Genomic DNA, 20210 nt, shown 5'->3' on the forward strand with positions numbered 1-20210 from the left:
GTCGAGTAGGGGATCGGCTTCCCCGCCTCGTTGCGGAACATGAACGCGTCCTCGTCGGGGGAGATTTCGGCGAGCAGCATCCGCGTCAGCGACGGCCCGACCCCGACCGTTCGCCGCGAGGCCTTCGTCTTCAGCGGCACGTCGACGTACGCGCCGGCGACCACCCGCATCTGCGCTTCGAACCGGACGCGGCCGGCGAGGAGGTCGACGCGCCGCTGCCGCAGCCCGAGGGCCTCGCCGGCGCGGCAGCCCGTGCCCGCGATGAACGCGGCGAGCGGGCGCCACTTCGGCGGCAGCGCCCCGATCACCTCGGCGAGTTCCTGCTCGGTCAGGAACCGCGGCGGCGACGGCTCCCACTTCGGCAGCTCCGACTCCCCGCACGGGTTCGACCTGATCACCCGCTCTTTGACGGCGGTGGCGAGGCACATGTACAGGTAGCCGTGCACGTTGAGGATGGACTTCGGCGCGAGCGGGTCGTAATCCCCGTCCTCGGGGTCGGCGAGGTCGTCGAGCCACGCCCTGATGACGGCGTGCTCGACCTCGCGGAATGCGAGGTGCCCGAGCCGGTCGACGACGTGCCGCTTGAACCTGCTGGTCTCGGTCTTCCGGGTCTGCTCGGACCCGAACGTCCTTGCATGGCCTTTCCACCAGGCGGCCGCCCACTCGCCGAAGTTCGTGCGGTCGGCGCCGGCCTTGACCGGTCCGAGGTCGATCTTCTCAATCTCCAGGCGCTGCTTGCGCTGCTTGGCTACGGTCTTCGTCGGGAACCCCGACTCCACGGTGACCTTCTTGCCCGCCACGGTGTCGCGGATTCTCCACTTAGCGCCATGGGGTTCGACCCACACGGCTCCTCCTCACATGGGACCAGGGGGTAAACGGCGGCCCGCGGGTTGGTCCCCACCACCCGCGGGCCGCCGAGATCGTGTGCGGCTAACTGAGAGGCCGCGGGCCGAGGCGCCGTTCGCCGAAGTCCGCGAGATTCTCGCGGAGCACCATGCTGCGGAGGTGCTCGATGTCCTCGTCGGTTTCGGTGTCGTGCTTCTCCATCCTTCCGAGGCGACGTTCGATGGCCTCCAGACGACCGTGGAGCGCCTGAATGGCCGCGGACTGCCGCTTCAACTCGCGCTGGCTTTCCTGGTGGTTGTCGGCGATCTGCTGTAGCAGCAGTTGTTGACGGGTGTCGGCGGTTTCGTTCCGGCGCTCGAATCGCCCAGCGGTGTCCTGGACTACGCACCAGGTCCACACGGCAAGGGTGACGCAGACGAGCCACCCGGTGAGGGTGAGTAGGATGCCCTGCTGCTCGTGAGGGACGAAGGGCCGCAAGGACTGTACGAGGAGAAGGAGAATGGCAGCGGCGGCGGGCACAAAACCAGCCCAGAAGTGCCGAAGTGACGATTTGGGATCGGTCGGTATAGACATCTGGAGGGCTCCCTACGGGTCGGGAGTGGACAGAGCGGATGCCGGGTCCCGTGATACGGGTGACGGTGACGTTACCCCTTGTGGTGTGATGTGGATATCACCCGATCGGGTATCGACAATCGTCTACGTGGAGCGCAACCGGGGGCAAACGTCCTATCACCCGATCGGTGTCAGGCTTCGCGACGAAGTTCGTCCTCGAGTTCGGTGTCCCAGGTGACGTCGAGCAGCCCGTGAAGTTGGTTCAGGGTGCGCTCAAGATCGCGCCGCCGCTCCGGTGTGATGCGGGGCTGATCGAGGGCGAGTTCCATCAGGCGAATGCGTCGGACCAACTCGGATTCTTCGGTGACGGCCGCGGCGCCGGCGGCGGCTGTCGTTTCACGAGGGGCCAGAACCCAGCCCATGAACGCGAACGGCGCCTCGGGCTTGAGCTTGAGGTTCTTGCAGAACCGCTCGACGGATGACCGTGTCGGCGGCCCTTTTGACCAGTCGGCATCGCGCCACAACGTGATCGTCGACCGGGCAACGCCCGACTCGGTGGCGACTCGTGTGATGCCCCAGCCGTGCTGAGACTTCATGGTCTTGAGGACGAGCCGCACCCACCGTGAGAACGCCGCCAGATCAGGGCCTGTCCGAACCATAGGACCAGGATACGACTTGGCGCGCTGTCGCCGCCGCCAAGATGAGCCACGGTTCGACGGTGCGGACCTGGTCTGAAGCTGCGGACGATGCGCACTAGGGGCGATTGTCGTGAGACGCATACCTTGATGGTATGTCCAAACCCTCGGACATGGTAGGACGCAGTCAATGTGACTAGCGTCACATCGACAATGTATGGTCCGATGCTTCGGACGAGGCGTAAGGTCTGTCCTATGCATCAGACAGCGAAGGTTCTCTTCTGTCCGCCGGGTCAGACGACCGAGGTCCTGATGTACCACATCGAGGACTTCGCCCAGATCGCCACGACTTCGCGCCGCGAAGTCGATCGGGTGATCGCCGACGGCGACATCCCCAAGTTCAAGTGGCACGGGGTGACTCTGGTCCCCGCCGAGGCGCTGAACCAATTCGCGAAGGACGGCCGTGAGCGACCCGAACGCAGGCAGCAGCCGACCCGAGGGGTCACCACCCGCCCCGAAGCCGAAACCGCAGCCGCGACCCCGTGGGAGGAGCTGACCTATGAACCGCGCTGAATCCCTGACGACGTATCCGGCCGGCCTCTCCGACAAGCACGAGGCGGCGGCATGGCTCGGCGTTTCGGTCTCCTGGCTGGAGAAGGCCGCCGCCGCCCGCGAGGTCCCGCACACCAAGGTTGCCAACCAACTGCGGTGGAGCCCCGATCACCTCCGGGCGATCGTCGAAGCGAACGAGGTCCAGGTCTGGCAGCCCACCGCCACCGCTCGCCGAGGCCTTCGCGCCGTCGGCTGAAACGTCCTGGTCGGCGCTTGAGGAGTCGCCGATCAGGTCAGGGCCCGCCCGGGGGAACGGGGGGCGGGCCCGCTCTCCTCGACGCGGCGTAGAGCAGCACGGCAGCTCGCCCGGCTCATACCCGGGAGGTCGGAGGTTCAAATCCTCCCGCCGCTACGACAGACGAGAAAAGCCCCAGCCGATTGCACCGGCCGGGGCGGATCTCGAGGACCAAGACCCTTGAAAGGAAAGTCCTCATGATCAGTACCGATCAGCCTACCGACTCCGAGGTCGACTACGCCACCACCCTTGCCGCGGAGGAGGACCGCGAGGTCCGCGCGACCCACGCCGCCCTCGTCGACGGCCTCCAAGACCTCGCCGACTTCCTCGCCGACCACGGCCCCATGTCCGGCCTCACCGGCCGCTACACCTCGGGCTACGTCACCATGTCGATCACGCGCGGCCTCGACGGCTCCACGATCGAGCGCCTCGACCAGCTCGCCGCGATCGGGCGGGCCCTCGGCGGCGCCGAGATCCAGCGCACCGACCTGGCCTCCGTGCCCCGCGCCTACTACTACGTCGAGCGGAAGTTCAGCGACGCCGTCTACTACCGGGCAGAGACCACCGTCGACCTTGACGAGATCGACGATGCCGCGGCGGCGCTGGCCGAGGCCATCGCCGAGCAGGGCGGTGCGCTCTGATGTTCAACCACCGCAACCCGAACCACCGCGCGCAGCGCGCCCGCTGGGCCGCGCTCCGCGCCGAGGCCGACCACCAGACCGCCGCCCACTTCGCCGGCGAGATCGTCGACGTCCGCAGGCCCGACGGGGCCGGGGTCGACACGGTCCGGATCATCACGATGTGGACCGAGCCGGCCTCGGGCACGCCGATGCTGACCGTGATGGCCCACCCGCACGGCCTGCTGTCGCGCACGGTCCGCGCTGACGCCGTCGTCACCGGAGACGGCGCCCCGGGGGTGGTCCTGTGACGACCATGCCCGAGGAGGCCACCCAGACCCCGACCGCCCTGGCCGAGGTGATCTACGGCGGCGGCCTGACCGTCCGCCGCCGCGTCGCCGACATCGACACGCCCGCCGGCGCGGCCCGCCTCGTCCGCCTCCTGGACGAGATCATCACCGCCGCCCAGGAGCTGCGCGGCGCCGCCGCCCACATCGTCGGCGACGACGAGGACGAGCCGGAGCCGCTCGCCGGCGAGTGGGTCGCCCTCACCGCCGACCGCGAGTACGGCATCCACCCCGAGACCGGGGGAGGTCGACGATGATCGCCGCCCTCGGCCTCGCACTCGCCGTCGCCTCCGTGGCCCTCGGCCTGATCCTCGGCCTCACCGCCGGCGCCTCCTCGGACACGCCGACCGACCTCGACGGGAGGCGCTGGTCATGACCTCCCAGACCCGCATCAACACCGCCCTCCGCACCGGCGAAGTCGGGGCCGTCGTGGTCCTGGCCGTCTTCGCCGACGCGGCCGCGCTCGCGCTCGCCGTCGTGGTCCTGGCCGTCGCCCTCGGCGCGGTCGCGGCCGCATGGCAGGCGACGAGGGTGCGGCTGCGCGAGGTCACCGCGCACGACACCGCCCAGTACATCGCCCTCGCCCGCGTCGAGTCCTCGCGGTTCCCCGCGGGCCTGGACGACGACCTGGCCGCCCGGACCCGAGTGCACCGGAGGACCGCCTGATGGACCCCGTACTCGCCGTCATCCTCGCGGCCGTGCTCACCGCCGCCGGGCCCCTCGCCGTCGTGGCCGCGATCATCCGCGCCACCGCCGTCCCGCGCCCGGCCCCGCGACACCGCCGCCCGCGGCACGTGCCACGCCTTCCCGCAGTCCCCGCCCGTGAGCTGGCCGCGCTGGCGGCCGGCGCCCAGACCTGACACCCGGCGGGGCGCGCCCTGGCTGGTGCCGCGCCCCGCCCCTTCCCTTTGGAGCACAGCATGACGAAGACCAAGTACACCGAGGCTGACGCCGCCTGGGACGCCCCGCTCAACACCGACGAGGCCGACCTCGACGTCACCATCCCCCACGACGACACCGACACCGAGGAGAAGGACGCGCCGACCTGGTCACCTGGCGACCTGTGCCGCGGCGGCGCCTGCCCCGACCACGGCGACTGCGTCTGCGGCGCCCCCTTCGACTGCGACGAGTGGCGCTCCGGCGTCTGCGACGGCTGCTACCAGTCCCGCGACGAGATGGGCGGCGAGTAGCCATGGTGCACACCGACAGCGAGCAGATCCACGATTCCCGTACCCGGTTCGCGCGGGAGACCGCGCAGCACGAGCTGACGATCATCCACGACGACGGGCCCTTCCGACACCTCCGGTTCGCCCGGCCCGGCTCCTCGGGCTACTGGGTCGAAATCACGACCGTGCCCGGCGCGCTGGTCTTCCGCGGCGACGGCGACACCTGGACGTTCGCCCGCACCGAGGACATGTTCGCGTTCTTCCGCGGCGACGGCGGGTCGATCAACCCGCAGTACTGGGCCGAGAAGATCACCGACGGCCGCGACCGGGCCCGCCATTACGACGAGGACGCCTTCCGCCGCGTGGTCCTGGAGGAGTTCAGCGAGCGCCTCGTCGACGGCGAGATCCCGCTCGACCGCGCGGGCGAGGCGCTGACGCGCTTGGCCCGCGGCGTCCTCGACGACGAGACCGTCGCCGACGAGGCCGAGGCACGGGCCGCCCTGGAACGCTTCGAGTTCCCCGTCGGCGGCGTCGCCGGCTCGGTTGCGCGCTTCGCCGACACGTGGGAGTGGGATTTCACGCGCTGGGACTGGTGGTACCTGTGGGCCTGCCACGCCATCGTCCACGTCATCAAGCTCTACGACCAGGCCAAGGCGTGCCCGGAGTGCCAGGGCGAGTGCGGCACCCACAACACCACGGTCATCGCCGACACGAACGGGGGCACCGCCTCCCGGCGCTCGTGCGACCCGAAGGCGACCGTCACCGTGGCGACGACGGGGGACCTGCTGTGAGCGCCCCGAAGCCGACGCGTCGCGTTCCCGCGGCGCTGGCGTACGCGATCCGCGACAGGGACGATTCCCGCTGCGTCGGCTGCGGCGACCGGGTCGACGGCGACCTGTACCAGACCTGGGCGATCGGGCGGCGCATCCCCTCGGCCCCGCGCGGCACTCCCGCGACTGATCCGCGGATCGTGCTGCCCTCCAACCTGATCCTGCTGTGCGGCTACAACGCGGGCTGCCACCGCGCGATCGTCGCCCACCCGAACGAGGCACGCGCCCGGGGCCTTCGCCTGTGGCGCTCTCAGAACCCGCTCACCGTCCCGGTCCTCGCCTGGACCGGGGCGGCGCGGGGCGCGGTCACACTCGCCAGCCACGTCACGCCGTTCTACGTTGACAACGCCGGCATCCGAGCCGTCGTCGACCGCCGCCCGAACCCGCTCGCGACCGCCGGGAGGCGGGCATGAGCGACATCGCCGAGCGCATCAGCTACCCCGAGGTCGGGGAAGGCCTGCGCATCACCGTCATATGCGGCCTGTGCGACACGCAGGTGCGCTTCACGTTCAGCGTCGAGGCGTACCCCGAGGAGCCCTGGCGCATCATCCACCACGGCGCCACCGAGCAGGCCTGCCCCGAGTGCGGCGACTCCGTCAAACTGCCCTCGTGCACCAAGGCCGGCCATGCCTGGCGCGAGGTCAAACGCGCCGGCCGCGAACCGCTCATCGTGTGCCTGGTGTGCGGCCACCGACCCCACGTCCGCGACCGGACCTCGCAAGGGGGTGCGAGTGTCTGACCTGCCAACTACATCGGCCCGGGTGGGCGCGGTCGCGATCGGCTGCGACCTGCCCGCGGCCCCGCCATGGCTCGACGACGCCGCCTGCCTCGACGTCGACACGGCGCTGTTCTTCTCCGACGCCGCCGCGGTCCAGGCCGTGGCGCTGGCGGTCTGCGCGACGTGCCCGGTGACCGAGGCGTGCTGGCGCATGGCCGTGGAAACCGGCTCGACCGGCGTGTGGGGCGGCACGACGCACCTCGGGCGCCGCCTGGCCGCGACCGGCTTGACGCACTGCGCCGCCGGGCACGAGCTGACCGAGTCGACCGCGCGACTCCGCTCGGGGTCGGGGTCGTTCTCGGTCGGGTGCCGGGTGTGCGACCGGGACCGGTACCACGCCCGCGGCGCCGACCTGCGCCGCGCCCGCCGCGCTGCCGCGAAGGAGGCGACCCATTGAGCGACACCGACGACCAGCAGTTGAAGAAGTTCTATCTGACCGAGCAGGTCAAGGCCTCCGGGATGCTGCCCTCGGACCGGCTGATCATGATGTACCTCATCGATCTCGCCGAGCTGTACGGCGACGGCCAGTTCTGGTTCGTGCCCGAGGGCCGCACGCCCTCGCACACGGACCTGACCGAGTGGACGGGCCTGGGCCGGTCGACCGTGAAGGCGTGCCTGAACCGCCTGGAGCGCACCGGCTGGATCAAGCGCGACCGCCCGGCGACTGCGGACGCGCTCGGGCGCGGCGAGCGCACCGGCTACCGGCTCGCGGCCGGCGAGCACGTCGAACGCGAGAAGCCGCAGCGCCCCGCGAACCCGACCCGCCCGCAACCGGCACCCCGGCCAGCCGTTGGCCTGGTCCAGCCGTTGGCCGAGGGTAGGCCAGAAGATGACCTAGGCCAGCCGTTGGCCGAGGGTAGGCCAGCCGTTGGCTCACCCCTAGGCCAGCCGTTGGACCCCCCTAGGCCAGCCGTTGGCCACAATAACCACCCCCCTACGGGGGTTGGTTCTACCCAAGATCCCCACCTCGACCAACAGACCCCACCGTCGACGGCTGACGCCGCCGCCGCGGCGCCGGCGCTTCCGGGTCTCGACGTCGACGCCCAGACCCCGCCGACCAAGCCGAAGCCGAAGCGCAAGCGCGCCACGAAGCCGAAGTCGTCGACGTCGTCGGCGCCGAGTGAGGGCCAGCGGGTCAACGCGCTCGCCCGCCGCTACACCGACGTCGTCAAGCTCTCGCCGTTCCTGGCCGTCGCCGGCGTTGTGCGCACCGCGGTCCGCTCCGGCGACTACACCGACGAGCAGATCGGCGCCGCCCTCGACCGCCTCGCCGACCCCGACCACCGCCGGTCGGTCACGGCGAACACGCTGCGCATCGCCATCGAAGGCGACCGCTCCCGATCACCGGCCCGCGCCGCCGCCTACACCGACCCGACCGACACCGCCGGCTACTACGAGGAGCTGTGACACCCATGACCGCGAACATCGCCCTACCGGCCCGCCGCGAGCAGGCGCGCTGCCCCGAGCACCCCGACCAGCCGATCGCGCACTGCGGGCCGTGCCGGTCCGAGCTGATCGGCCGCACCAACCTCGACCGCGAGCACGGCATGACCGACGCCGCCGACCCCGACGCCGCCCACAACAACCTCACCCGGCGCCGCCAGATCGCCCGCAACCGCTGGGAAGCCCTCGTCGACGACGAGTTCGCCACCGCGAGCCTCGCCGACTTCGCCGACGTCCCCCGCGAGGCCCTCGCCGTCGTCGCCGTCTGGAACCGCGGCGGCGACGTCGTCCCGTGGCTGCGGATCTCCGGCCTCACCGGCACCGGCAAGACCCACCTCATGTACGCGATCGGTCGGGCCGTGGTGACCGGCCAGCGGCCCGTCGGGGAGTGGATCGCGACCACCGCGCCCGCGATGTACGCGGCCATGCGGCCCTCGGCCGAAAACCCCGCCCTCGCCCGCTACCGGCTCCAGACCACACCGCTCCTGCTGCTCGACGACGTCGGCGTGAACAAGCACACCGAGTGGATTGAGGAGGTCACGCACGACGTGCTCGACGAACGCTACCGCCGCCACCTCCCGGTCCTCATGACCACCAACCTCGAAACCGCCGACCTCAAGGCCGCGATCGGCGACCGCATGACCTCGCGGCTGCGCCAGCGCTGCCTGAGCATCGTCCTCGAAGGCCCCGACCGGCGCCGCCCGCCGACCCTCGAAGGCCTCGGCCTCGCCGCGCTCGACCTCACGGTCGGTGCCGCATGAGCACCTACGGCATCCCCGCGCACATCCAGTCCCAGCTCGACCAACAGCACGCCGCGATGACCACCGCGCTGAGCGAACTGCGCGCGAAGCTCGACCGGGCCGGCATCGGCGACCTCGACGCGCCCGAGCGCGTCATCGGCATCCGCACCGTCCTCACCCTCGCCCCGAACACCACCCGCGACGTCCTGCTCTCCCTCGCCGCGATCGCGATCTCGCACCTGTACGACACCGACACCGCCCTCCTCGACGACCTCGAAGGAATCGACCCGTCATGACCGACACCGACACGTGCGAGCGGTGCGAGGGCACCGGCGAGGCCTACGTGGCCCACTACGGCGGGCACACCGTCCCGTGCGGCGCCTGCGGCGGCACCGGCACCACACCCAACACCGACCAGAACGCGGCCCTCGAAACGAAGCGGAGGACACCTCATGACCGGCCCTAACAACGAGTACCGGCACGCCAACACGTGCGAGGCAACCGGAAAGCGTGCCTACCTCACCCGCAAAGGAGCGCGGCAGAACCGCCGCGCCACGAACCAGCGCACCGGCGAGTCTGCCTCCCAGCTCGCCGTCTACCGGTGCGAGCACTGCGACCTCTTCCACATCGGACACCTGCCGTCCCGCCTTCGCGCAGAGCGGGCCACGGACGGCCCCCAGTGACCGCCACCGACGACTTCGCGCGGTTCGCCGCCGCCTGGCGCAGCGCCTTCGACGCCCTCGGCGAGGGCCTGGCCGAGGCGCTCGCCGCCCTCAACCGCGCGCTGGCCGACACCGTGGACGAGGCCGGCGGGCCCCGCCAGGTCGTGCACGGCCCGCCCGTCCGCCGCCACCGTGCACCCCGCGACCACGCCTCCAACACCGCCATGGCGGCCCGTTCCCGGGCCGTCGCCACCACGCAACGCAACGCGCTTCGGCGCCGATAGGAGCACCATGAACGACCAGACCCCGACCGTGCCGCCGCTCGTCGCGGCCGCCCACGCCGTCGACGAGCGACTGCCCGCCGCGTGGGCGCGCGTGGCCGACTACCTCGCCGTCTACGGCGATCCGACCGGGAAGCTCGGCGGGCGCAAGGCCGACGGCGACCGCGTCGCCGAACTCCGCGCCGAGGACCTCCACGTCGTCTGCGACGCCCTCGAAGCGCTCCTCGACGTCGACGCCGCCACCGCGCCCGGGGCCGACGGCGATCTCGTGTTCTACGCCGACACCGACCTCCGCGCTCTCGTCGAGCGCACCGCCGCCGAGGCGCTGCGGAAGGCGCTGCCCGAGTCTCGCGCGCTGATCCTCGACACCGACTACCCCAACGCTGCCGCCGCTGTCGTGGCCGCGGTGTGGGGCCCGATCGAGCGCGCCGCGTTCGTCGCCGCGGCTACGGTCGGCCGCGAGGAGGCCGCCCGCCACGACGCGGGCTGCCACGGCCGGATCGCCGCCACCGACATCGCCGACGAGATTCTCCTCGGCGACGACGGCACCGAGCGCCCCCACAAGCCGTGCAAGGCCCCGCCCTCCTCGACCGTTGACGACCTCGCCCTCATGCTCGACGAGGTCCTGTTCCACGTCACGCCCCTGCCCGCGCACACCCGCTACCAGAGCCGCCTCGCCCCCGAAGCGCTCGCACAGACCGCAGCCACCGTCGCCACCGCCACCGCCAAGGCCCGGCCTGCCGTCGCGTACACGGCCGACCTCGTGTGGATCTGGGGCGACCACGTGGCAATGGTCCGCCGCGGCCCTGGCGTGTACGCCGGGCACCTCGCCCTGCCCGGCGGGCACGTCGAACCCGACGAGACCAGCCTCGCCGCGGCCGTCCGCGAAGCCGGCGAAGAGATCGGCATCGGCCTCAACCCCGCGAAGCTCATCCAAGTCCCGAAGGTGTTCGACGCGCCCGGCCGCGACCCGAGGGGCCGCGTCGTCTCCGTCGCCTACACCACCCGCTCCAGCGCACCGACCGACGGCATCCGTCTCGCCCTCCGCGCCGGCGACGACGCCGCCGAGGCCCTCTGGGTGCCCACCCGCGACGTCATCCGCGCTGGCGTGCTCCCGGTCGCGTTCGACCACCGCGTGATCGTGATGGCCGCGCTCGAAGCCCTCGGCGAGCGCGAGTTCGCCACCGCCAGCGCCGATGAGGTCGCGACCGGCGGGATCGTGATCAACGTCGACCCGGTCGCCCACGCCGGATCGGTCGACGAGGCCTTCGCCGCCGGCCGCGCGGCCATGCTCCGCGACCTCCACCGCCGCGGCGGTCTCAGGTGAGCGCCCGCGCCGAGGCCTCGCGCCTCCACGAGGCCGGGGAGTTCCACGACCCGAAGGCGTGCATGGAGTGCCAGGCCTGGCGTATCGCCCAGGCGCTCCGCGGTGCGGGCCCCGGCGCCGCCAAGCAGGCCGCCGAGCGCCTCCGCGACGACGCGAAGCGCACCGCCCCGCCCCGGGCCTACCGGTTCGCCGCCGGCCCCACCGTGCTCGACCCCAACCCGTTCACGCGCCTCGCCGACATGAGCTGAGCGCCCGACCCGGCGGCGCTGGCCGACCACCAGCGCCGCCACACCACCAGGACACCCACAACACCACCAGGAGCGCACATGCGGACCGAATGCCTGATCTGCCGCGAGCCCCTCAACGGCACGACGTACCTGTGCGGGCGCGACATCGGCATCGCCAAGGGGAACCTCGCGTTCATCGCCGCGACCGCCGTCGACCTTGAGGTGACCGTGCAGCGCCTCGACCGCCGCGGCGACCGCGGCCCCGCCCACCACGCCGGAGGCGGCGACGCGGTCCCGCTTCCGTACAACGCCGGCGCCGCCGAGGTCCGCACCGAGATCCACGCCGCCATGGTCGGCCTCGCCACATGGGTCGCCAACACCCGCCGCGACAACGGCGGGCACGTCCTCCTCGCCCGCGTCGCCGTCAAGGCCGGCCCGGACGCCGAGGCCGCCGCCGCCGCCCGCTACCTCGCCGCGAACCTCCGCTGGATCGCCGGCCACCCGAACGCCGGCGACGTCTACACCGCGATCACCGCCACCGCCCGCAAGCTCGCCCACACGTGCGGGCACCGGCCCGCCATGACCGACCTCGGCCTGTGCGGCACCCCCGGCTGCGACGGGCAGCTGCGCGCCCCCGTCGGCGCCCGCGAGGTCCGGTGCCGCGGCTGCGGCGCCCCCTGGTCCGTGGCCGCGATCCGCGACATGCTCCTCGACTGGGCCGCCGACAGGCTCTTCACCGCCGCCGAACTCGCCCCGATCCTCTCCCGCGTCCACCGCCGCCGCATCCCCAAGGGCACCATCGGCTCCTGGGCCACCCGCGGCCACCTCGAACAACGCGGCCGCCTCCCCAACGGCACCGCGCTCTACCGCCTCGCCGACGCCCGCGACGTCGCCGCCACCATGTACCCCGAGAAGGAACTGGCAGCATGACCGACCAGCTCAACCGCACCGACGCCCTGAAAGCCTTCGTCGACGCCCGCATCGACCAGGACGAGGCCACCGCCCGCGAAGCATCCCAAGCCATCGGAGACGGCATCTGGGCCGCCCGAGCCCGACAGGTCCGCTCAGCGCACCGGGCCCTCGTCGCCGACACCGTGGCCGAACGCCACATCGCCCGCCACGACCCACGCCGCGTCCTCCTCCAGGCCGCCGCCCTCCGCGCCATCCTCGCCGCCCACTCCCTCACCGACCACGTCGTCGACTACGGGAGCGGCACCGAGGACCTCGGGTGCGTCACCTGCCACGACTGGGACGGCGTCACCGTCGGCCACGGCTACTGCGACACCCTCCTCGCGCTGGCCGCCATATGGGAGGACGACCCGCACTGGGACACCGCATGGTGCACCCACCGCGAGACCATCGAGGTCGACACCACCGGCAGCCAGACCGACTCGTTCTTCCTGCACCACTCCTATCGCGCCAGGGCCTACGCCCAGCAGTGCACCCTCTGCGGGCACGTCTCCACGTCGACCGCCAGGACCGAGGACGCATGATCGACCACAACAGGACCACCCCGCCTTGACACGCGCCCCACCAGCATGCAAGCATCTACTTCATAGGCTCGCGTGAACCCTCGGTTCGGCGGGCCTGTGGCGTCTCGGCCAACGGAGTTACGCCGCCCGAGACACCCCGAGCAACGTCCTGATCGACTGTGGCACCTCGGAACCGGGCCCCGCATGTGGTGTGCAGGGCCCACTACGAACCATCCGGCCAGCGCCCACCCGCGCTGGCTTTCGTCGTGTACGGGGGTGGTCGACCATGGCCGCCACGGCAGGCCGATCGACGCGGCGGTTCCGCGCGCTGTCGGCCGAGCTACGCAGGCAGCACCGGCCCTGCTGCATCTGCCGCCAACCGATCGACTACGCACTCGCCCACCCCCACCGCCAGTCCTTCTCGGTGCAGCACATCAAGTCCTGGAAGGACTTCCCCGAGCTTCGCGAGGACCCCGCCAACCTGGACGCGGCACACCTCTCATGCAACTCCGCTGGTGAAGCCGGTACAGGATCGGGTTTGGGTACGCCCTCGCGCCGCTGGTAGGGGTAGGGGCGTCGCGATCCCTACAGCTAGGGGGACGGCCAACCGCGCCGGGGTATGGGCCTTCTCTCCCCGGGGCCCCCGGGGGGGTGTTCGGGCCAGGACGGAGGACCGCGATGCGCCCCTGCGAGCACTGCGGCACCGCGTTCAAGGCCCGCACGGCGGCGCACCGGTTCTGTTCGGCGGCCTGCCGCACCGCCGCCCGGTCGGCCGCAGCGGCGCCGGCCGAGCCGGTCCCCTCGATGCGTGAGCGCGTCGACGCCGCGATCGACCAGATGACGTGGCTGACCCTGGCCGATGCGGGCCTGGTCGCCACCGCCCGCACGTACGCCGACCAGATCGACGCCTCCCTCGCCCTGGAGCACGGCGTCAAGTGCGGATCGTGCGGCGAGGTCACGCACACCGCGAACCAGGCCGAGATCACCAAGGCCGTGTACATGCTCGCCCCGAACCTCCAGAACACGCTCAAGGCCCTCGGCGGCTCGCCGCACGACCGGAAGGCGTTGGACATCAAGGAGGGCAAGCGTGGCCGCCTCCAGAAGATTCGCGAGAAGCGCGAAACGCCGTAAGCGACCGCCGCTGTGGGGCTGCGAGATCCCCCGCATCTGGACCGCGCCCCTGCGCGAGCTGACGCCCGAGACCACGCTCGGGTACGAGGTCATCGAGTTCGCCGAGGCGATCGGCGTCACCCTCATGCCCTGGCAGCAATGGTTCCTCATCCACGCCCTGGAGCTGCGCCCCGACGGCAACTTCCGCTTCCGCAAGATCATCCTCCTGGTCGCGCGGCAGAACGGGAAGTCCACGCTCCTCCAGGTGCTGACGCTGTGGCGGATGTACGTCGACCGGTGCCGGCTCGTCATCGGCACCGCCCAGGACCTCGACACCGCCGAGGAGGTCTGGGAAGGCGCCGTCGAGCTGGCGCAGTCCGACCCCGAGCTGGCCGCCGAGATCGCCCAGGTCCTCAAGGTCAACGGCAAGAAGACGCTCAAGCTCACCACGGGGGAGCGGTACAAGGTCCGCACCGCCAACCGCAAGGGCGGCCGCGGCCTCTCCGGCGAACTCGTCCTCCTCGACGAGCTGCGCGAGCACCAGTCCTGGGACGCCTGGGCCGCCGTCACCAAGACCACGAACGCGATGGTTCGCGCGCAGATCATCGCCGCTTCCAACGCCGGCGACGCCACCTCGATCGTCCTGCGCTACCTGCGCATGATCGCCCACCGTGCCCTCGGCGACCCCGACGGCATCTGCGAGGCCGACGGCGAAATCGTCGAACTCGACGGCGACGACCTCGACGACTTCGACGACGACGAGGGCACCGACGACGAGGACCTCGACGGCATCGAGTTCGTCGACGGCGAGGACTTCGAGGACGAGTTCGACGCCGACGACGGCCTGGGCATCTTCGAATGGTCCGCGGTCCCCGGCTGCCCGGTCACCGACCGCACCGGCTGGGCCCAGGCCAACCCCGCGCTCGGGCACACCATCACCGAGCGGACCATCGCCTCCGACGCGAAGATCGACCCCGAGTGGATCTTCCGCACCGAGGTCCTGTGCCAGTGGAACTCCGGCTCCAACGACGGACCGTTCCCCGCCGGCGCCTGGGAAGCCGGCACCGACGCCGACTCCGCACCGGCCGAGGACTCCCCGGTGTCGCTGTGCGTCGACGTCTCTTGGGACCGCACCCGCGCCTACGTCGCCCTCGCCGCCTGGCGCGAGGACGCCGCCCCGCACGTCGAGATCATCGCGAGCCGCACCGGCACCGATTGGGTGCCGCGCTGGCTGACCGCACCGGACCGCGACCAGGCGATCCGGGAGGCGCCCGTGGTCGTGCAGTCCGCCGGCGCCCCCGTCATCGGGTTGATCCCCGACCTCCTCGCCGCCGGCGTCACCGTCACCGAATGGAAGGGCCCGGCCCTGGGCGGGGCGACCGGCGACTTTTACGACCGCGTCTGCGCCGCCGTCCGCGAGGCCGGCGAGGACGACGTCGACGAGGAGGCCGAGCCGGCGCCGGGCGTGTGGCACCGGCCCCAGCCCGTCCTCGACAACGCCGCGGCGACCGCCGTCGCGAAGCCGATCGCCGACTACTGGGTGATCGACCGCCGCAACTCACCGAACGACGCGGCGCCGCTCATCGCCGTCATCGGTGCCCTGCACGGCCTCAAGGGCTGGGAGCCCCCGACCGAATCCGCCTACGAGAGCAGAGAGCTGGTGACCGTCTGATGTTCGCCTACCTGCGCACCCTCGTGCGCCGCCGCGTCGTCGTCAACCTCGCCTCCGGGCGGGCCTTTCGCGCCATCCTGTGGGCGCGCCGCGGCCGCCTGCTGGTGCTGCGGGACGTCGTCATGCACGAGCCGGGCGCCGGCCCCGTCGCCGTCGACGGCGAGACCGTCATCGAAGTCGACCGCGTCGAGTTCATTCAGGTCCTCACCGGCACGGACGAGGGCTGACCATGGCGTTCGTCGTGTCCTCCGGGGCGCTCACCAGCCTCGACCGCGCCCAGGCCCCCGCCCCGTACACGCTCCAGCTCGCCGACGGCCTCTACGCCCACTATGACGAAATCTGGCGCACCCAGCCGAACGTCCGCACCGTCGTCGGGTTCCTCGCCCGCAACATCGCCCAGCTCGGCATCAACGTCTTCCGGCGCGTCTCCGACACCGACCGCGAACGCCTCACCGACCACCCGCTCGCCGCCCTGCTCGCCAACCCCCAGCCCGGCTCGAAGATCACCCGCTACCGCCTCATCTACGGGTGGATGTCCGACCTGGGCATCTACGACTCGTGCGTCCTGGTCAAGGTCCGCGGCGCCGCCGGAGGCACGGCCGGCCTCATCCGCATCCCCGCCTCCCAGGTCGAACCGATCGGCGACAACTGGCTCCAGGCCGAGGCCTACCGCATCACCGGCACCCGAGGGTTCAAGGACGTCCCCGCCGACCAGGTCGTGCACTCCTTCGGCTACCACCCCACCGACCCCCGGGTCGGCACGTCGCCCTTGGAGACGCTGCGGCGCATCCTCGCCGAGGAGCACGCGGCCAACACCTACCGCGAACAGCTGTGGCGCAACGGCGCCCGCACCTCCGGGTACATCGAGCGCCCCAAGGACGCCCCCGACTGGTCCGACGTCGCCCGCAACCGCTTCCGGGCCGGGTGGCGCGCCCAGTACACCGGGACCGGCCCCGAGACCGGCGGCACCCCCGTCCTCGAAGACGGCATGAAGTACGTCGCCGCCGCCGTCTCCCCCAAGGACGCCGAGTACATCTCGGCGCGCAAGCTCACCCGCGAGGAGGTCGCCGCCGCGTACTACATCCCCCCGCCCATGGTCGGCATCCTCGAACACGCCACGTTCTCCAACATCAAAGAGCAGCACCAGAACCTGTACCAGGACACCCTCGGGCCCTGGCTCAAGTTCCTCAAGGAAGACATCGAACTGCAGCTCCTCCCGGACCTGGACACCGACCCCGACATCTACTGCGAGTTCAACCTCGACGAGAAGCTGTCCGGGTCCTTCGAGGAGCAGGCGTCGGCGGCGAGCGCGGCGGTCGGCGCCCCGTGGATGACCGTCAACGAGCAGCGCGCCCGCCGCAACCTCCCCGAGATCGACGGCGGCGACGACCTCATCGTCCCCATGAACGTCACCGTCGGCGGCCAGGCCTCCCCCCTCGACAGCGCACCGGCGCCGAAGACGCGGCCGCTGCCCGGCCGCAAGGCCCGCCTCGCCCGCGTCAAGGCCCGCGCCGAGGAGGCGACCCCGGGCCTGACCGCGCTCCTTGCCGGGTTCTTCGACCGGCAGGGCCGCGTCCTGACCTCCGCGGTCGGCGCCGCTACCTCCGTCGCCGTCGACGCCGCCGACCTGTTCGACGTCGACCGCTGGAACACCGAACTCGCCGCTGCCCTCCTGGAGTCCGCGCTTGAGATCGCCACCGCCGCAGGGCGTGCCACCATGGCCGGCCTCGGCCTCGCCGAGGACACCTACAACCCGGGCCTGACCGAGGCCTGGCTCGCCTCCCACGCCGCCGGCGTCGCCTCCCGCATCAACGCCGGCACCCTCGCCCAGCTCACCGTCGCGCTCGCCGCCGAGGCGACCGCCGCCGTCGTCAAGGCCCTGTTCGACTCCTTCGTCGAGCACCGCGCCGAGGCCGAGGCGACCGCCGAGATCACCGCCCTGTCGGGGTTCGCCGCCAAGGAGGCGGCCGCGCAGACCGGCAAGCCGATGAACAAGACCTGGAAGAACCGCACCGGCGACGACACCCGGCCCTCGCACGCGGCCCTCGACGGCGAGACCGTCGCCGTCGGCGACCTCTTCTCGAACGGCGCCCGCTGGCCGGGCGACTCCCTACTGCCGCCCGCCGAGCGCGCCGGGTGCACCTGCGACATGGAGATAGGACCCGCCTGATGCACATCAAATCCCTGCCCGCGCAGATCAAAGCCGCGGGCGACGGCGCGCCCGAAGGCGAGGTCGAAGCGATCGTCGCCGCCTACAACATCGACGACGTCGGCGACAAGATCATCCCCGGCGCGTTCGCCGCCACCCTCGCCGAATGGAAGGCGAGCGGTGACCCGCTGCCGTTCATCTGGTCGCACCAGCACAACAACCTCGACGCCCACATCGGCGAAGTCGTCGACGCCAAGGAGATCGACGAGGGCCTGTGGATCAAGGCGCAGCTCGACATGGACGACCCCGCCGCCGTGAAGGTCTGGCGCCTGCTCAAGGGCCGGCGCATCCGCAAGTTCTCCTTCGCGTACGAGGTCAAGTCCGGCGCGTGGGTCGACACCGAGCACGAGTCCTACTACGAGCTGCGCGAGCTGGGCCTGTACGAGGTCGGCCCGACGCTCATCCCCGCCAACCCGCAGACCGACCTCCTCGCCGCCAAGGCGGCCCTCGACCACCGCGCCAAGGCCACCCGGCCCGACGGCGCCGACGACGCGGCGACCATCCAGGCGCTGCACGACCAGACCTGCGGCCTCGGCGCCAAGTGCGCCAAGACCGAGGACACCACCGACACCGACCCGGCCACGCGAGCCGACGGACCGGCCAACGACGAGGCCCACCAGGGCAAGTCGCAGGAGCCCGCCCGCCGCAGCCCCGCCTCACTCGTGCTGTCGATCGACACCGACCTGTACGACACCCCGTAAGGAGGGGCCACACCATGAACAAGCTCAAGGAGCTCCAGGAGCGTCTCAAGGCGACGCTCACCCCCGCGCGCGACATCGCCGCGAAGGCCGAGGCCGAGGGCCGCGACTTCACCGACGACGAGCGCGACCAGGTCGCGGCCATCCTCAAGGCCGCGGCGCCCATCAAGGAGGAGATCGCCAAGGCGAAGGACAACGCCGCGGTCGCCGACGCGCTCAAGGAGTTCGGCGACGACATCGGTTTCGAGCCCGGCACCAAGTCCGGCCAGGCCGACGCCTCGGGCCTCATCACCCCGACCAAGTCCCTCGGCGCGCACTTCGTCGAGTCCGACGCGTTCAAGGCCATGGTCGCCGCGGCGCCGAACGGTCGCTTCGGCGAGAAGATGCGCGTGCAGTCCGCGCCGGTCGGGTTCAAGACCCTCGTCACCGGACTGTCGGACACCTCGGCCGGTGCCCTGGTCACCCCCGACCGGACGAACATCATCGACCTGTTGGGCCGCGCCCCGCTGACCGTGCGCAACCTCGTCTCGGCGCGGACCACCGGGTCCGACACCGTGGAGTTCGTGCGCCAGACCTCCCGGGTCAACGCCGCGGCCCCGGTCGCTGAGGCCACCGCGACCGCCGGCACCTCCGGCGTCAAGCCCGAGGGCGGCTTCGCCCTGGAGGTCGTGACCGAGAACGTCCGCACCCTCGCCGAGTGGATTCCCGCGACCAAGCGGTCCCTCTCCGACGCCTCGCAGATCCGCGGCCTCATCGACGACGAGCTGCGCGGCAACCTCGCCGAACTCGAAGACGACCAGATGCTCAACGGCGACGGCACCGGCGAGAACCTCACCGGCATCCTCGAAACCGTCGGCATCCAGACGCAGGCGTACTCGGCGACCGTCACCGACCTCGACCCGCTCCTGGAGACCACGTTCAAGGCCAAGACCAAGGTCAAGACCGTGGGCCGGGCGACGGCGAACGCCTACATGCTCAACCCCGCCGACTGGGAGACCATCCACCTCAACCGGCTCGCGAAGAACCCCGCCAACGAGGCCGTCGCCGGATCGGTCCCGACCCTGCACGGCCTGCCCGTCATCGAGTCCGAGGCCATCGCCGCCGGCACCGGCCTCGTCGGCGACTGGCGCCGCGCCGTCGTCTGGGACCGCGAACAGGCCTCCATCACCGTCAGCGACAGCCACGCGGACTTCTTCATTCGCAACATGGTCGCCGTCCTCGGCGAGCAGCGCCTCGCCTTCGGCGTCATCCGGCCCGCCGCGTTCGTCTCCATCGACCTGACCGAGCTGTGAGTCGTCTGGGCGTGACGTCGCCGCGCTGCGGGGTGTGCGGCGACGCCCGCCACGCCTGCGGCGACCCCAGCGACGTCACGCCCGTCGACGCCCGCATCGAAAGGAGCACCCGAGTGGGCAACCTCAAGCGCTACAACGTGACCATGCACGGTCACGAGACCGTCATGCTGCTGAACGAGGCGAAGGCCAAGGCCCTGGGCGCCACGCCCTACACGCCGCCCCCGCCCCCGCCGCCCGCCCCCGCACCGGTCGACCAGACCGCGCGCGTCGCCGAACTCGAGGACGAACTCGCCGCCGCGACCGCCGAGGCCGCGCAGCTGCGCGAAGCCCTCGACGCCCTCACCGACGACAACGGCGACGGCGCCAGCGGCGAGCCGGCCGAGCCCGAGCCCGAGGCGAAGGCGAAGCCGGCCCCGGCGAACAAGGCGCGCACCGCCCCGAACAAGGGCCGGTAGCGCC

General features: G+C 71.7%; 34 protein-coding genes and 1 tRNA gene. 32 read left to right on the top strand and 3 right to left on the bottom strand.

Annotated elements, in window-relative coordinates; translation table 11 throughout:
• From E9998_RS25330 to E9998_RS13020, 3 genes are all read right to left on the bottom strand, one after another.
• On the bottom strand, window positions 1–845 hold an 845-nt coding region (locus E9998_RS25330; protein WP_204745424.1), incomplete at its 3' end, for a tyrosine-type recombinase/integrase.
• Between the two features lie 85 nt (window positions 846–930).
• Window positions 931–1419 carry a hypothetical protein gene (locus E9998_RS13015; protein ID WP_136530141.1) on the bottom strand — a complete coding sequence of 163 codons (489 nt, stop codon included), beginning with the start codon at window positions 1417–1419 and terminating at the stop codon, window positions 931–933.
• Window positions 1420–1589: 170 nt separating this feature from the next.
• The gene (locus E9998_RS13020; RefSeq protein WP_136530142.1) at window positions 1590–2057 is read right to left on the bottom strand and encodes a phosphoenolpyruvate carboxylase; all 468 of its coding nucleotides are present in this window, start codon (window positions 2055–2057) and stop codon (window positions 1590–1592) included.
• A 231-nt stretch (window positions 2058–2288) separates the two neighbouring features.
• Between E9998_RS13020 and E9998_RS13025 the strand changes: the two genes are divergently transcribed.
• The 32 genes from E9998_RS13025 to E9998_RS13170 all read left to right on the top strand — a co-directional run bounded on the left by E9998_RS13025 (window position 2289) and on the right by E9998_RS13170 (window position 20206).
• The gene (locus E9998_RS13025; RefSeq protein ID WP_136530143.1) at window positions 2289–2606 is read left to right on the top strand and encodes a hypothetical protein; all 318 of its coding nucleotides are present in this window, start codon (window positions 2289–2291) and stop codon (window positions 2604–2606) included.
• The gene (locus tag E9998_RS13030) at window positions 2593–2841 is read left to right on the top strand and encodes a MerR family transcriptional regulator (RefSeq protein ID WP_136530144.1); all 249 of its coding nucleotides are present in this window, start codon (window positions 2593–2595) and stop codon (window positions 2839–2841) included. The genes E9998_RS13025 and E9998_RS13030 overlap by 14 nt, the downstream gene beginning before the upstream one ends.
• A gap of 82 nt (window positions 2842–2923) precedes the next feature.
• A tRNA-Met gene (locus E9998_RS13035) sits at window positions 2924–2997 on the top strand.
• Between the two features lie 80 nt (window positions 2998–3077).
• Window positions 3078–3521 carry a hypothetical protein gene (locus E9998_RS13040; protein WP_136530145.1) on the top strand — a complete coding sequence of 148 codons (444 nt, stop codon included), beginning with the start codon at window positions 3078–3080 and terminating at the stop codon, window positions 3519–3521.
• Window positions 3521–3808 (top strand): hypothetical protein, encoded by a 288-nt coding sequence (locus E9998_RS13045; protein WP_136530146.1) that lies wholly within the window; start codon window positions 3521–3523, stop codon window positions 3806–3808. Before E9998_RS13040 ends, E9998_RS13045 begins: the two co-directional genes overlap by 1 nt.
• The gene (locus E9998_RS13050; protein WP_136530147.1) at window positions 3805–4101 is read left to right on the top strand and encodes a hypothetical protein; all 297 of its coding nucleotides are present in this window, start codon (window positions 3805–3807) and stop codon (window positions 4099–4101) included. The genes E9998_RS13045 and E9998_RS13050 overlap by 4 nt, the downstream gene beginning before the upstream one ends.
• Window positions 4098–4220, top strand: coding sequence for a hypothetical protein (locus E9998_RS26755; RefSeq protein WP_275669510.1), 123 nt, complete (start codon window positions 4098–4100; stop codon window positions 4218–4220). The genes E9998_RS13050 and E9998_RS26755 overlap by 4 nt, the downstream gene beginning before the upstream one ends.
• Complete coding sequence (locus E9998_RS25335; RefSeq protein ID WP_158299795.1) at window positions 4217–4510, top strand: hypothetical protein; 294 nt, start codon at window positions 4217–4219, stop codon at window positions 4508–4510. The genes E9998_RS26755 and E9998_RS25335 overlap by 4 nt, the downstream gene beginning before the upstream one ends.
• Window positions 4510–4704 (top strand): hypothetical protein, encoded by a 195-nt coding sequence (locus E9998_RS13055; protein ID WP_136530148.1) that lies wholly within the window; start codon window positions 4510–4512, stop codon window positions 4702–4704. Before E9998_RS25335 ends, E9998_RS13055 begins: the two co-directional genes overlap by 1 nt.
• A gap of 60 nt (window positions 4705–4764) precedes the next feature.
• Window positions 4765–5034: a hypothetical protein gene (locus tag E9998_RS13060; protein WP_136530149.1), complete on the top strand. Its 270-nt coding sequence runs from the start codon at window positions 4765–4767 to the stop codon at window positions 5032–5034.
• Window positions 5035–5036: 2 nt separating this feature from the next.
• Window positions 5037–5801 carry a hypothetical protein gene (locus E9998_RS13065; RefSeq protein ID WP_136530150.1) on the top strand — a complete coding sequence of 255 codons (765 nt, stop codon included), beginning with the start codon at window positions 5037–5039 and terminating at the stop codon, window positions 5799–5801.
• Window positions 5798–6253: a hypothetical protein gene (locus tag E9998_RS13070; protein ID WP_136530151.1), complete on the top strand. Its 456-nt coding sequence runs from the start codon at window positions 5798–5800 to the stop codon at window positions 6251–6253. The genes E9998_RS13065 and E9998_RS13070 overlap by 4 nt, the downstream gene beginning before the upstream one ends.
• On the top strand, window positions 6250–6579 hold the full coding sequence (locus E9998_RS13075) for a hypothetical protein (RefSeq protein ID WP_136530152.1): 330 nt from the start codon (window positions 6250–6252) through the stop codon (window positions 6577–6579). The genes E9998_RS13070 and E9998_RS13075 overlap by 4 nt, the downstream gene beginning before the upstream one ends.
• Window positions 6572–7015 (top strand): WhiB family transcriptional regulator, encoded by a 444-nt coding sequence (locus E9998_RS13080; protein WP_240037602.1) that lies wholly within the window; start codon window positions 6572–6574, stop codon window positions 7013–7015. Before E9998_RS13075 ends, E9998_RS13080 begins: the two co-directional genes overlap by 8 nt.
• A complete protein-coding gene (locus tag E9998_RS13085) occupies window positions 7012–8025 on the top strand; it encodes a helix-turn-helix domain-containing protein (protein WP_136530154.1) in 1014 nt (337 codons plus the stop codon). The genes E9998_RS13080 and E9998_RS13085 overlap by 4 nt, the downstream gene beginning before the upstream one ends.
• Before the next feature lie 5 nt (window positions 8026–8030).
• The gene (locus tag E9998_RS13090; protein ID WP_136530155.1) at window positions 8031–8822 is read left to right on the top strand and encodes an ATP-binding protein; all 792 of its coding nucleotides are present in this window, start codon (window positions 8031–8033) and stop codon (window positions 8820–8822) included.
• The gene (locus E9998_RS13095) at window positions 8819–9097 is read left to right on the top strand and encodes a hypothetical protein (protein WP_136530156.1); all 279 of its coding nucleotides are present in this window, start codon (window positions 8819–8821) and stop codon (window positions 9095–9097) included. Before E9998_RS13090 ends, E9998_RS13095 begins: the two co-directional genes overlap by 4 nt.
• Window positions 9094–9267, top strand: a complete 174-nt coding sequence (locus E9998_RS25340; protein ID WP_158299796.1) for a hypothetical protein — start codon at window positions 9094–9096, stop codon at window positions 9265–9267. The genes E9998_RS13095 and E9998_RS25340 overlap by 4 nt, the downstream gene beginning before the upstream one ends.
• Complete coding sequence (locus E9998_RS13100) at window positions 9254–9484, top strand: hypothetical protein (protein ID WP_136530157.1); 231 nt, start codon at window positions 9254–9256, stop codon at window positions 9482–9484. The genes E9998_RS25340 and E9998_RS13100 overlap by 14 nt, the downstream gene beginning before the upstream one ends.
• Window positions 9481–9747 (top strand): hypothetical protein, encoded by a 267-nt coding sequence (locus E9998_RS13105; RefSeq protein WP_136530158.1) that lies wholly within the window; start codon window positions 9481–9483, stop codon window positions 9745–9747. Before E9998_RS13100 ends, E9998_RS13105 begins: the two co-directional genes overlap by 4 nt.
• A gap of 7 nt (window positions 9748–9754) precedes the next feature.
• Window positions 9755–11071, top strand: a complete 1317-nt coding sequence (locus tag E9998_RS25870; protein ID WP_204745425.1) for an NUDIX domain-containing protein — start codon at window positions 9755–9757, stop codon at window positions 11069–11071.
• Window positions 11068–11319 (top strand): hypothetical protein, encoded by a 252-nt coding sequence (locus E9998_RS13115; protein WP_136530159.1) that lies wholly within the window; start codon window positions 11068–11070, stop codon window positions 11317–11319. The genes E9998_RS25870 and E9998_RS13115 overlap by 4 nt, the downstream gene beginning before the upstream one ends.
• A 78-nt stretch (window positions 11320–11397) precedes the next feature.
• Entirely contained in the window at window positions 11398–12228 is an 831-nt protein-coding gene (locus tag E9998_RS13120) for a hypothetical protein (protein ID WP_136530160.1), read from the top strand.
• Entirely contained in the window at window positions 12225–12791 is a 567-nt protein-coding gene (locus E9998_RS13125) for a DUF6221 family protein (RefSeq protein ID WP_136530161.1), read from the top strand. Before E9998_RS13120 ends, E9998_RS13125 begins: the two co-directional genes overlap by 4 nt.
• Before the next feature lie 265 nt (window positions 12792–13056).
• Window positions 13057–13335, top strand: a complete 279-nt coding sequence (locus E9998_RS13130) for an HNH endonuclease (protein ID WP_136530162.1) — start codon at window positions 13057–13059, stop codon at window positions 13333–13335.
• 113 nt (window positions 13336–13448) lie between these two features.
• Window positions 13449–13901 carry a terminase small subunit gene (locus E9998_RS13140; RefSeq protein ID WP_158299797.1) on the top strand — a complete coding sequence of 151 codons (453 nt, stop codon included), beginning with the start codon at window positions 13449–13451 and terminating at the stop codon, window positions 13899–13901.
• Complete coding sequence (locus tag E9998_RS13145) at window positions 13858–15552, top strand: terminase (RefSeq protein ID WP_136530165.1); 1695 nt, start codon at window positions 13858–13860, stop codon at window positions 15550–15552. Before E9998_RS13140 ends, E9998_RS13145 begins: the two co-directional genes overlap by 44 nt.
• Window positions 15552–15779, top strand: a complete 228-nt coding sequence (locus E9998_RS13150) for a hypothetical protein (RefSeq protein WP_136530166.1) — start codon at window positions 15552–15554, stop codon at window positions 15777–15779. Before E9998_RS13145 ends, E9998_RS13150 begins: the two co-directional genes overlap by 1 nt.
• A 2-nt stretch (window positions 15780–15781) precedes the next feature.
• Window positions 15782–17722 carry a phage portal protein gene (locus E9998_RS25875; protein ID WP_204745426.1) on the top strand — a complete coding sequence of 647 codons (1941 nt, stop codon included), beginning with the start codon at window positions 15782–15784 and terminating at the stop codon, window positions 17720–17722.
• Window positions 17722–18462: an HK97 family phage prohead protease gene (locus E9998_RS13160; protein WP_136530167.1), complete on the top strand. Its 741-nt coding sequence runs from the start codon at window positions 17722–17724 to the stop codon at window positions 18460–18462. Before E9998_RS25875 ends, E9998_RS13160 begins: the two co-directional genes overlap by 1 nt.
• Window positions 18463–18476: 14 nt before the next feature.
• Complete coding sequence (locus E9998_RS13165; protein ID WP_136530168.1) at window positions 18477–19751, top strand: phage major capsid protein; 1275 nt, start codon at window positions 18477–18479, stop codon at window positions 19749–19751.
• Between the two features lie 11 nt (window positions 19752–19762).
• Window positions 19763–20206 carry a hypothetical protein gene (locus E9998_RS13170; RefSeq protein ID WP_136530169.1) on the top strand — a complete coding sequence of 148 codons (444 nt, stop codon included), beginning with the start codon at window positions 19763–19765 and terminating at the stop codon, window positions 20204–20206.
• The last annotated feature ends 4 nt before the right edge of the window (window positions 20207–20210 follow it).

Source organism: Glycomyces paridis, from assembly GCF_004912155.1.
Classification (GTDB): domain Bacteria; phylum Actinomycetota; class Actinomycetes; order Mycobacteriales; family Micromonosporaceae; genus Glycomyces; species Glycomyces paridis.